The organism is Agrobacterium larrymoorei (assembly GCF_005145045.1).
GTDB classification, from domain to species: domain Bacteria; phylum Pseudomonadota; class Alphaproteobacteria; order Rhizobiales; family Rhizobiaceae; genus Agrobacterium; species Agrobacterium larrymoorei.
In genome coordinates, this window is record NZ_CP039691.1 from 2,653,558 (window position 1) to 2,665,655 (window position 12,098).

The 12,098-nt window shown below is 53.5% G+C and carries 9 protein-coding genes; 7 read left to right on the forward strand and 2 right to left on the reverse strand.

Annotated features, from left to right (window positions below):
- Positions 1–10: 10 nt before the first annotated feature.
- The 7 genes from CFBP5473_RS12905 to CFBP5473_RS12940 all read left to right on the forward strand — a co-directional run bounded on the left by CFBP5473_RS12905 (position 11) and on the right by CFBP5473_RS12940 (position 9,042).
- Complete coding sequence (locus CFBP5473_RS12905) at positions 11–1,945, forward strand: KAP family NTPase (protein WP_027673791.1); 1,935 nt, start codon at positions 11–13, stop codon at positions 1,943–1,945.
- Positions 1,946–2,283: 338 nt separating this feature from the next.
- On the forward strand, positions 2,284–2,871 hold the full coding sequence (locus CFBP5473_RS25345) for a hypothetical protein (RefSeq protein ID WP_234881758.1): 588 nt from the start codon (positions 2,284–2,286) through the stop codon (positions 2,869–2,871).
- The gene (qatC, locus tag CFBP5473_RS12915; RefSeq protein ID WP_027673789.1) at positions 2,868–4,202 is read left to right on the forward strand and encodes a Qat anti-phage system QueC-like protein QatC; all 1,335 of its coding nucleotides are present in this window, start codon (positions 2,868–2,870) and stop codon (positions 4,200–4,202) included. The genes CFBP5473_RS25345 and qatC overlap by 4 nt, the downstream gene beginning before the upstream one ends.
- Positions 4,199–4,948, forward strand: a complete 750-nt coding sequence (qatD, locus tag CFBP5473_RS12920) for a Qat anti-phage system TatD family nuclease QatD (protein WP_027673788.1) — start codon at positions 4,199–4,201, stop codon at positions 4,946–4,948. The genes qatC and qatD overlap by 4 nt, the downstream gene beginning before the upstream one ends.
- Before the next feature lie 625 nt (positions 4,949–5,573).
- Positions 5,574–7,151 (forward strand): recombinase family protein, encoded by a 1,578-nt coding sequence (locus CFBP5473_RS12930; RefSeq protein WP_027673787.1) that lies wholly within the window; start codon positions 5,574–5,576, stop codon positions 7,149–7,151.
- Complete coding sequence (locus tag CFBP5473_RS12935) at positions 7,148–8,041, forward strand: plasmid partitioning protein RepB C-terminal domain-containing protein (protein ID WP_027673786.1); 894 nt, start codon at positions 7,148–7,150, stop codon at positions 8,039–8,041. The genes CFBP5473_RS12930 and CFBP5473_RS12935 overlap by 4 nt, the downstream gene beginning before the upstream one ends.
- Positions 8,038–9,042 carry a plasmid partitioning protein RepB C-terminal domain-containing protein gene (locus tag CFBP5473_RS12940; RefSeq protein WP_234881759.1) on the forward strand — a complete coding sequence of 335 codons (1,005 nt, stop codon included), beginning with the start codon at positions 8,038–8,040 and terminating at the stop codon, positions 9,040–9,042. The genes CFBP5473_RS12935 and CFBP5473_RS12940 overlap by 4 nt, the downstream gene beginning before the upstream one ends.
- A 515-nt stretch (positions 9,043–9,557) precedes the next feature.
- Here CFBP5473_RS12940 and CFBP5473_RS12945 read toward each other — a convergent pair.
- Together CFBP5473_RS12945 and CFBP5473_RS12950 are read right to left on the reverse strand one after the other, a co-directional pair.
- Positions 9,558–10,313: a hypothetical protein gene (locus CFBP5473_RS12945; RefSeq protein WP_027673784.1), complete on the reverse strand. Its 756-nt coding sequence runs from the start codon at positions 10,311–10,313 to the stop codon at positions 9,558–9,560.
- 44 nt (positions 10,314–10,357) lie between these two features.
- Positions 10,358–12,094 carry an ATP-binding protein gene (locus tag CFBP5473_RS12950; RefSeq protein WP_027673783.1) on the reverse strand — a complete coding sequence of 579 codons (1,737 nt, stop codon included), beginning with the start codon at positions 12,092–12,094 and terminating at the stop codon, positions 10,358–10,360.
- Positions 12,095–12,098 lie beyond the last annotated feature (4 nt).

Below are 12,098 nucleotides of genomic sequence, written 5' to 3' on the forward strand. Positions count from 1 at the left end.
GATGGCTGGGATGTGGGCGGACGTAGAAACTGGTCGTGATTTCCTGAATTTCAATGTCATGGCGAGTTTGGTCTCGCAGATGATCCTCGACGCGAAAGGCCAGGCACTGAGCATTGGCATCTCGGGCGGCTGGGGCGTTGGCAAATCGTCAATGGTGAAACTTGTCGAAGCTGATCTGAATGCTCGGATTAAGGAAGCGCAAAAGCAAGACACCGGAGGGGCCAAAGGAAAGCAGTCACTACTCTTCGTCAATTTCAATGCTTGGCTCTATCAAGGACACGATGACGCGAAGGCGGCCCTCATGGAGGAAATCGCTGACGCTCTAACGAAATGCGCAACGGAACAAGAAACGAGCGTTGAAAAAGGCGTCAAACTTCTCAAGCGCATCGATGTTTTTAGGAGCCTCAGATTTGTGGGCGAACTCGCAGCGACCGTTTACACTGGCGTGCCAATCGGGGCGCTCGCACGCGCCGGAAAAGGCGTTTACGATAGCCTCACCGACGGCGACATTACCAGTGACGACTATGACTCCGCCTCTTCAACGATAAAAGAACACGCGGAGTCGGCGCAAGGTCTGCTTAAGCCGTCCGAGAAGCGCCAACAGACTCCTCCTCAGATGATCCACGCAATTCGGACCGAGTTCGAGGAGCTACTGGATGATCTGAAGGTAACTTTGGTGGTGTTTGTCGACGACCTGGATCGTTGTCTTCCGCCGACAGTGATCGGGACACTTGAGGCGATGCGCCTCTTCCTCTTTATGAAGCGGACAGCCTTCATTATCGCGGCTGACGACAAAATGATCAAAGAAGCGGTTCGGGTCCACTTTCCAGGCACCAAGGTGGATGATGACATCGTCATTAGTTACTTCGACAAGCTCATCCAAGTTCCGCTCCGAGTCCCGCCGCTCGGCACGAATGAGGTGAAGGCTTACCTGATGATGCTCTTCGTCGAGAATACTGTGATTTGCGAGGACAGCGCCACCGATAAACAAGCAAAGGAACAGGTTCGAATTGCCGTCAACCAGCGCCTCGCCACCAGTTGGAAAGGGGAGGCTGTAGATGCCGAATTCGTGCAGGGACTGATCAAGCAGTGTCCGGCATCGCTGAAAGCAGAGCTTGAGCTTGCTGACCGTCTTGCACGCCAGATGATTGTTTCGCCCAAAGTGAACGGAAATCCTCGCCTTATAAAGCGCTTCATGAATACCCTATCCATCCGGCGAAGCCTTGCGAAGGTGCAGCATATCACTGTCAACGACGCAATGTTTGCAAAGCTTATGCTGTTTGAGCGATTTGCCTCAGCAACGTCATTCAATTCGCTAGCCGAACTGATTAGCACCGCATCGCACGGAAAATCGGAAATCCTTCGTGATCTGGAAGCCGATGTTCGTAAGGGCGAAGCTATCGATGAAGCGCGCTGGCCATCAGGATGGAAAGAAGACGCAAAGCTCATTGAAGACTGGCTGAAACTTCCGCCTGACTTGGGAGGGATCGATCTTCGAGGGGCACTTCATGTAGGTCGGGAAAGCGCCCCGATTATCGCTGCCGAGAACAAACTGTCAAAAAACGCGGCATCACTTCTCACTCAACTTCTGGCCCTGAAGATTCAGCCGACACAGTCGGTCAAAGTACAGTTCACTACTGTTACACCTGACGAGCGGGCACTGATCATGACCAGCTTGTTGGACAAAGCGAGTGCTGAGACCGAATGGGGAACGCCTTCGATACTTTATGGGCTTAGCGCGATGGCGGAGAATGACGTCGTACAGGCTGAACGCTTGATCGTGTTCTTCGGGAATGTGCCCTCTTCAGCACTCAAAGCTGGCCTCATCCCGCGACTAGCCACGTCCGAGTGGGGAAAGAAAGTTATAGTTGGGCTGGCAAAGCGTCCCGATCTTCCGACCACAGTCAGCAAAGCCGTAGCTGCCGAATTAAAGGCGGGCAAATAATGGGCACGTCGAAGACGAGTAGCGGACCCGGAAAAAATGTCCCTCTGGTGCCGAACTGGGTGGGACCAGATGCGCCAACGCCGCAAGTGCCGCCTAAGCCTTTGACGCGTCCAGGAGATGGTGGTTCGCCGTCGCCTTCACAAAAGCCACCGGAAAAGCGACCTGATGGACCGACGCCTCCCAAAAAGCCGAATGAGGCACCACCAGATGAGGGTCAGGATAATGCAACACCGACTGACCTAGCTCCCGCTCGGAGATTCACGTCAGCCCGTCGCGCAATCGGCAACTTTGCCAAGACAGGTGATAGCCGTAGTCTTCGAAGTGCACTCGGCAACTATGTGAAGAAGGGATACGGTGGGTCGGCAACGACTTCCCGTCGAATGATTAAGTCCTCTTCTGCTGCCGCAGGGGTGTTCGATATCTTATCTCGGGGCGATGGCGCTGCTACCGTTGACGGTGAGAAGTCAGAACTCGATGTTTCGACCTTGGCGGGGTTATCGCACAGTGAGGTTGCCGAACGGATTGCGGAGGCAGTCAATCCTGGTGAAGTGTCGCTCGACGATGCCGGTGTACGCGAAGCGATTGCCGAGGCCGTCAGTTCGGTTCTCAATGAGAACGAAAATGCCGATGTCACCAATCTCCCACCTGAATTGGCGGAGGAGTGCTTCGTTAGAACCCTGTCGTACTCCGCCTTCAATATACTGGTTGCTGACATTGGTGCCTCCGTCCAGCGAGCGGCCCATGGTAGCGCTGTTCTGGCAAATGACCGGCTCAAGGAAATCAGCGACTTCGTTCGGGAAGCGTACCGGACGCAATACGTGAAGGTGAAGGCAAGCGGCTCAAAAATCAGCCGCAGCACATCGGCGAAAATCGCCCGCGACGTCACTGCCCAGGTTATGGACATTTTCGAAAGCTATCTCGAATGAAGATCGCAGCGCTCCGACCCGATCAGCCATCCCCCTCCGGCATGGATCATCGCATCAGCATATTCGAAGGTGATCTAGGCGCTCTGAGCCGGACATCTGGCCACGCAGGATTATCCGTTGCCAGCGAACTCTTCAAATGGGCGGGGCGGTCGCCATCGACAATGGCATGGGATTTTACTGCGTTGGCGCTCGGCGTGGTGGGTGCTGACCGACTGGTGAACCGAGCAACCGTCAGCCCTGATGGCTGGACCCGTGAGATCGAACTGACCGTCGGAGTCAGCGACCCTCATCGATGGCAAGTGCTGTCCGAAAAGATTTCGGCAATGCTCTCGTTCCTGACGGGTGACTTCTGGAATCTGACCTTTGTTGAAGGCGGATATCATCCAGCTCCTCCCAAGAAGATCGCTGGTTCACGACCGGAAACCTGCGTGGCTCTCCTGTCAGGCGGCCTGGACAGTCTTATTGGTGCCATTGATATGGAAACCAAGGGTGTTGATCACCCAGTATATGTATCGAATAGGGTTCGCGGAGACGTTGCCAAACAAGAGAAGTTTGCCGCGCGAACCGGTGCTGGACAACGACTTCTCTCGCTCAACGCTGATCCGAGGACTGCAGGCGTTGCTGCCGAAATCTCTCAGCGCCCCCGTTCCATTGTGTTCATCGCGTTTGGAGTGCTCGCTGCTACGCTCTTGGATAAATATGTTGCTGGTGAAACCGTCGACCTTCATACGCCGGAGAACGGGTTTATCAGTTTGAATGTGCCTCTCACGACGATGAGGAGAGGTAGCCTCAGCACGAGAACGACGCATCCGAAGTTCATTGAGATGCTCCAGAGCCTACTCGACGAACTTGGCATAAAGGTCCGGCTTTGCAACCTGTACCAGTTCAAAACAAAGGGCGTGATGATGGCGGAATGCCGAAGCCAAGAGCTTCTGGCCGAACTCGCTCCGATATCGATGAGTTGCGGACGCGCTGGGCGCAGCTACACGCATTGTGGTCGGTGCCTACCTTGCCTGGTCCGTCGATCTGCATTCTTGAAATGGAGTGGGCGTATCGACGGAGATACCACAGCCTATATCCATCCCAAGGTGGAACTCACCGTGCAGGGTCGCATCAACAACGAGTTTCATGGTAAGGCGTTCGCTGAGTATGACGACGTCATGCAAACGTTGACCGCCCTCGACTATGTAAATCGGCATGGCGCTCGCCGTTGGATTGGTCCGGCGATTGGAGCAACATCCTTCGGCGTAAAGGCTGATGAGTACCGGAAAGTGGCTGAGGAAGGTCTTCTGGAAATAGGCGAGTTTCTCGAAGCGACCGGACTCCGATGATTGACATGCATTGCCATCTGGACCTCTACCCAAATCCTGGTCGGGTGATCGCAGAGGCAGATAAACGCGATGCCTTTGTTTTGGCGGTTACCACCACGCCGAAGGCTTTTCTCGGCAACATCAGGCTGACCGAAGGCCGAAAGCGCATTCGAGTGGCCGTCGGGCTTCACCCCGAGCTGGTCGCCGCCCGTCATCGCGAAGTCGACGACGTGCGAAAATTCATGGAGCAGACCAAGTATGTCGGAGAAATCGGCATCGATGGATCACCAGATCATTCGCCTAGCCTCAAGCTTCAGACCGAGGTCTTTTCGATCATTTTGAAGTACGCTGAGGGCTACGGCGGCAGGATATTGTCGATCCATTCTCGTGGCGCAGCAACAGCGGTGTTGAATGTCATCGAAGCGAATCTGAGCAAGAGTTTGCCGGTTCTCCACTGGTTTAGCGGCACTAGGAAGGAGTTAGACCGAGCAATCGAGCTGGGTTGCTGGTTCAGCGTCGGACCAGCGATGTTGCGGAGCCGCAAAGGACGCGAATTGCTCTCCTCCATGCCGCGCAATCGGCTCCTGACCGAAACTGACGGGCCTTTCGCAACCGACGGCGATGCGCCGTTGATGCCTTGGCACGTCGAAAGAGCACTGCCAATTATTAGTGAAGTCTTGAACTATCCTGAAGCCAAGGTAGCTCAGGTCATCAAATCGAATTTCTGCGACTTAGTGGGCCGCATCGACCAGGTGCACTCCATTTAAATCCAGCCGCAATCCAATCCAGTTGCCTCCTGCTGCGTTCCCGACCAATGCTGGCGGCTCCTGCCCGCAATCCCTGGCGCTGTTTCTTGCAAGCCGTGCCTAAATCTTGGCTATCGGCCAGTAGAGGAGAGCGTCCCTGCCGTCATCAGAGGACGGAGGTCGTTTTCCCCTCAGATTTTGATCGCTCAGGCAAGAACCTATGAACCGTTGAGGCGCAACGCTCGTAAAATGGCGCTCGCCCTGGCAAGTGAGGCTTCGGCGGCCTCTAGCTCGATGGAGACGGAGAATAGATCACGTGCAGACATTCGAAGGAATTCGTGAAGGACAGCATCTGAATTCCTTGCCAGCAAGACAAGCTGTGGTCCACTTGGTGCTCTGGACCCGGCAAGCCAATATTTGGCGGCCCGTTCACTCGCTCCAGTCCATTGCATGATGGTTTTCGCTGCCCGTGCGCTTCGACCCAACTCCTCTCGAAGTGCACGGGACACCGCAAGCGAATATTCATGACGACTTTCCGCCGCAGAAGGCGGAACAGTTGTGCCCGATTTCCGAACCATGTTCCTAGTCTCCTCGATATATACTCCGGCCGCCCCGAATGAACGGTAGCGAGAATTGTTGACATCTGATGGTCATCGACTGGAGCCAAAAGGGCGGTCGCTCAGCGACACCCGAAGAACCAAGAGTTCCTGCTGCAACTTATGTTCGGATGTCCACCGAGCATCAGAAGTATTCGACTGACAATCAGTTCGCGGTCATCCGCCGATACGCCGAGAAGGTTGGATTTGAGATCGTCCGCTCTTATGCCGATCAGGGCAAAAGCGGGCTTCGCTTGGTTGGGCGGGATGCGCTTCAAAGTCTGCTTGCAGATGTCGAATCTGGCCGAGCCAACTACAAAGTCGTACTTGTCTATGATGTTAGCAGATGGGGCCGGTTTCAGGACCCTGATGAAGCTGCCGAGGTCGAACTGCGCTGCAAGCGTCACGGCATTCTGGTCCACTATTGCGCAGAGCAATTCGAGAATGACGGCAGCATGGGCTCATCCATCATCAAGACCGTCAAGCGAGCAATGGCCGGTGAGTATAGCAGGGAACTGTCGGTCAAGGTATTCAACGGGCAAGCCAATCTTATTCGGCTTGGCTATCGGCAAGGTGGCGCTCCAGGCTTCGGCCTTCGCCGTCAGTTAATCGACCAAAATGGCAACCCGAAAGGTGAATTGGTACGGGGGGAACACAAGAGTATCGCGACGGACCGTGTCATTCTGGTGCCCGGCCCAGAGCAAGAAGTCCAGGTGGTCCGGAGGATTTACGATCTATTTGTCAGGTCGGAGCGGACCGAAGCCGAAATCGCGTCAATTCTAAATCAGGAGGGAATCCTCACGGATTGGGGCCGGTCGTGGACACGAGGCACCGTGCATCAGGTGCTGATTAACGAGAAATATGTTGGCAACAACGTTTGGGCGCGCACGTCGTGTAAGCTGAAACAATCCCACGTGAACAATCCTGAGGAGGACTGGGTTCGCGCTGACGGTGCATTCACCGGAATTGTGCCCATCGAGCTTTTCGCACAAGCTCGGGCGATAATCACTCGGAGGTCGGAACGCCTGTCCGATGAAATTATGCTCAAGAAGCTCGCAGAGGTGTTCCAACAACAGGGCTACTTGTCAGGCCTGATTATCGACGAAGCATCTGATTGCCCTTCCAGTAGTTCGTATTCGCATCGCTTTGGCAGTCTATTACGTGCATACGCACTTGTGGGTTTCGTGCCCGACCATGACTACAAGTATCTGGAGATCAACCGGTCTCTGCGCCGTTTGTACCCCAAACTTTTGGAAGAGGTGCTTGAAGGTATTCGTTTGGCAGGGGGTGACGTCGACCAGGCTCCGGCAACCGACCTGCTAACAATCAACCATGAGTTCACCACATCGATAGTCATCGTTCGGTGCATCCAAACGTCTTCCGGCGCTCTTCGGTGGAAGGTGAGATTAGATTCCCTGCTCAAGCCCGACATCACCTTGGTGGTTCGCATGGCTCCCGGCAACACCGAGCCATACGACTACTATCTGTTGCCGCTGCTGGACATGCACGAAGCCGTATTGAGGCTATGCGAGTTCAATGGCTTGTCGCTCGACGCATACCGTTATGAATCCCTCTCGCGGTTCTATGCGATGGCAACGCGCCGTACATTGATGGAGGTCGTCCGATGACAGCTATACCGGCTCAGAAGGTTGAGATGATCCCCATCTCCCGGATAACCGTTGTAAATCCACGTGAGCGTAACAAGAAGCATTTTAGAGAGATAATCTCGAACATAGGACAGGTCGGACTTAAACGCCCCATCACCGTCACCCGCCGAATGGAAGCTGGTGGACCATATTATGATCTGGTTTGCGGACAGGGGCGGCTCGAAGCCTTTAAGGCTCTGGGGCAGCAGGAAGTACCGGCCCTCGTCGTGAACGCGAACAAGGAGGATTGCCTCGTCGCCAGCATCGTTGAGAACTGTGCGCGACGACAGCATCGGGCAATCGACTATCTTCAAGACATTGGAGCAATGAAAGGGCGTGGGCACAGTGTGCCGGAAATTGCGCGCATGACGGGTCTGTCAGGCGAGTATGTCTACGCCGTAGTTCGGCTTTTGGAAAAGGGAGAGGAACGACTTCTGCGCTCGGTGGAAACTGGCCAGATACCCTTTAGCGTAGCTCTGGAAATCGCCGAAGCCGAAGACCATGATATTCAGGCTGCCCTTCAATCAGCCTATGAAAGAAAGCTCCTGCGCGGCAAAAAGCTCATGGCTGCCAAGCGACTTATCGAGCAGCGTCGACAGCAAGGGAAAGGGCTAAAACAGGTCGAATCGAAACCCAGGACAAGACCGGTGTCATCGGAGGCGTTGTTGAGGGCCTTTCAGGAGGACGTTGATCGTAAGAGGATACTTATCCGTCGCGCCGAAACGGCGAAAGCTCGCCTGGTGTTTGTCATAGAAGCGATGCGCAAACTTTTATCGGACAAACATTTCTCCAACATGCTGGCGGAAGAAGGGCTGGTTTCACTTCCAGAAGCCTTGGTTTCCAGGCTGGGAAACGAAAGGGATCGGCAATGACCGCACCGAGCAACGCCGTACCGTTGTCATTCGAGAGCACAAGCCTTCGAATTCCGATTGAAGAAATAATGCCGCTTAAGCAGCTCTCGCCTTCTGCCGTGAAATCTGTGAAGTATTCTCAGATAGCGGCATCGATTGCGGAAGTCGGTATCATCGAGCCGCCAGTTGTTATTAGGGATCGGCATGACCACGAAAAGTTTCATTTGCTTGACGGACACATCCGGTTGGACGTTCTCGCTAAACGCGGTGAAACGGAAGTCGTCTGCTTGGTCGCGACTGAAGACGAAGCCTATACCTACAATCGACGAATAAGCCGCCTGGCTACGATCCAAGAACATAAGATGATATTGAAGGCCATCGAAAAGGGTGTGCCGGAGGAGCGATTGGCTCGCGCGCTCAATGTCAACATCTCCAGTATCCGACACAAACGAAGCCTGTTGGAAGGCATTTGCCCAGAGGCTGTCGAGATGTTGAAGGAGAAGCACGTTCCACTGAACACGATTGGGCAGCTGAAGAAAATGAAGCCTATGCGCCAGATCGAGGCGTCACAGTTAATGATCGCAATGAACAAATTCACAGTGACGTATGCGCAATCGCTGGTGGCTGCGACACCAGATACGATGCTCGTTCGCCCGAAGAAAAAGATCGGCGGCTTAAGCGAGGAACAAATTGCGCTTATGGAGCACGAAACGACATCGCTCGACAGGGAGTTCAAAACTATCGAGCAGGACTACGGCACGGATCACCTCGATCTTGTTCTTGCGACTGGCTACTTAGCCCGCCTGCTCGGAATGCCCGAGTTGTCCGGTACCTCGCGCAATTCCATCCAGACCTCCTGTCGGAATTTCAGAAAATTACCGATCTACGCCAGGCGGCTTGATGTCAAATGTCAGCATATCGATGCTTCAGTTGGCGTCCTTAAGTACCATTACTATCGGGCAGTGATCGCTGGGATCGGCCCTTCCAAATGTCAACAGCTGGTTTCCGAATGGATTCGATGAGCCATCGCATTTCGTAAGTACGCTCCCAGGATCGCCGAACGAATAGAAGGCATCCATCTCGATCTGGTCGGCGTCAGCTGCCACACTATCGCGAGGCCCAGAGACAACGAAAAGGTCTACGGCTCCAAACTGGGTTGGGGTATAAATCCGGGGCTCCAGGCCGCCTTGATATGCGCTTGGATTGTTGACCAGCGCTTGCTGTTTTAAGGTAGCGAAATCGAACCGATATCCCTTCCAGCATGCCCGTTTGTCCATTGCGGGGAACAACTGTGCATGGACAGCTGCCGGTAGATACCTCGAACGCGGTTTCCTTCTTCATACGGTCAGGCAACTTAAACTGAAAGAAAAGTGGCACTGCTGGCATTTGGATTTGGACGTCGTATCCAAGTTGCGCCTCTTGGACCAAATTAGGGAAAACCGGCGCGCCCGTTGCTCCGGCGGGGTGTGACCGAATGAGACTTTCGGTAAACGCGTATCCAAAGGAGAACTCGGTGTACCCAACCTTCATGTCATCACTACTTCCACACTGAGATGCGCTGCTTTCCCTCGGTAGACACTACGGCTTCTAGGAAGTTACTGCAGCGTTCGTGATCGATCTCCCGCTTGACCGCTTTGATCACATGAACGGGTTGGGGATCGATGTAGACATTCTCAATCAAGATCAGTCCGACACCGTGGCGAGAACATTCGTCTTTAACTCGGGCTTCCTGTGCCGGATCAGATTTAGCCCACTCAGATGCGTCAATCGGGAAAACCACGTAAGCGCGTGTCGCAGCTGTAGCATGCGACAGGGCCTCGAAGACCGCCAAAACATTGCAACTGTCAGGGCGCTTCACCTCAAACGTCACAACGTCGAACTCGTGCCCTATAGTCCACGCAAATTTCTTATGCGAGATCATCGTAAAATCTGGACGCGTCCAGCGTCCAGCGATCTTGCTGTCCTTGTTCGCGGTTTCTTCCAGGTAAAACTCGTTCTCGTGGAAATTTTCTGCGACCCACAGCCTCTTTAGGCCAATTTCAACCGCCGGATAAAAACGTTCTTCACTGATCACGAACGGCTTTTTTACAGCGTAAAAATTATAATCCCCTTTCTGTAGGAATTTTTCGTTGCAGCCATGATCTAACGCGGCGTTCAATTCGTCGTCCGTCAACTGAAGCTGGTTCCTCAGTTTCGTCCTAGACATAGCATCGCCACTCAGTTGGATTGCACGGACGATCCGGTCGAGATTATATGTTACTTTCAGTGAAGGCTTCCCCTTCGTGGTATTCATTGCCATCTCCGTGACTGAATGAGCTTCATATCGGCAGACAATAACTATCCTCGCCAATTGTCCGCGCGCTTTTTGAAATCAATTTTCTTCCATTCCTCTTTCCAGAGCGTGAGATATTTCACATCGCTGGAAGAAGGCTCTGGATCGCATTTCTCCACGTACACGACGCACGGCATGATGACCGCGTCTCCGATAAGAAGTGCTTCTCCTTGCTCAAGCGCAGGCATTCCCTCGGTCAGATTGCCAAGGGTATCCGGCAATAGTCGGCGGACATAGCTCTGGTCATCAGGGTTGGTGAGGCGCATTGCCAAGAAGTTGGAGCACTGCGAAAAGATAGTCTCTGATATCTCAGACGGCCGCTGGCTCGAAATCAGGAGGCTGATTCCGTACTTTCTGCCTTCTTTGGCAATGCGTTCGATTGCGGCTAGTGAAGCCTTGTAGCGGGCAAGACCACTCTTCGGAGCATACTTATGAGCTTCCTCATATACCATCAAAAATGGCTGTTCTGTTTTGCTCTCGACCCGACGAGCATAGTAGCAAAAATCAAACATAAGGCGGGAGATTAGCGAAACGGTGATGCTGAGCAGTTCAAAGGGGATGCCGCTGAGATCGATTATGGTGACGTTGGTCTCCAACGCATCACGGTAACCAGTAAACTGCTTTATGACATCTTCTAAGGTTGCGTTTTTCGCCTTGTCACCGAAGATGAACCCTAAGCGGGAGTTGGTGATCTTCGACCTTACGCGTCTCTCGAATTTGTCGATGCTCCCCTCGGCGTAGGGGCCTTTTTTTACACCCGTAGCCTTGATCGCAAATTCATAGCTCTCGGTGCAATAATGCGTGAGCTGGTCATCCGTGTCCGTGAATTCTTTCTGCGAACCGTCTTTCAGTTTGATGGTCAGCGAGTTCTCACTGTCGACCTTCTCACGTGTGAGATGGCGAAGAGCATTAGCCAGATGGTCTATGTTGTATGGCAGCGGGCTGTCGAAATTGACTTTCAGAACTTTTGGGTTGGCTATGCGCTTCGCAACCGTGATGATTGAGCGAAGTAATGCCTCCTGGTTGTAGTTGTTGTTGTCCCCGGACTCCAGGAACATGTCCTCCATCTCATCCTCATTGAGGAGCCAGTAGGGCAGCACGAGGTCATCGACGGTGATCACTTTGGCCTTCGGGAAGGCAGAGGCGTATTCAGAATGAAGATCGAATATTAGGACATGGGAGTTGTTGAGGCCGTGGTATTCGCCGGTTCTGGCAGATATTGCCTTTTGCAGAACTGACGACACACTCGACGACTTGCCCGATCCTGACGCACCGACAACAGCAATATGCTTGTTGAAAAACCGGTCGCCATGGACAGGGACCACGATATCGCGCTGCCTAGTCAATGACGAAAAGCAAAAGCGGTCTTCAGCCGCATAGCAGTCTGCATAGATGGCTGCGATTTCCGCTTTCGTCGCCGGGACGACCTTCTTTGGTGGAATGGCGAGTTCGTCACCGCCGCGATTGAACTTTCCGTCTTTAAGGGTCCCGAGGGGATACGCATCGATCATATAGACGCGCTTGTAGTCACTGCTGCCGTCGCCCTTCACCTCTTTCATCTCGATTGAAAAGCTTTCGATGATGCAGATTAGAGAAACGTTGTCATTGTCCGAGACCTTGAGAAAGGACCCAACGCGAAGAGACTCTCCCGCCGCCTGGAAGTTCAAGAGATCATCGACGGCCACTCGGACTTTGTTGGGGTAAACGGCGACAACCTCGGCATTGGCGATTTCCTCAGTCATTGTA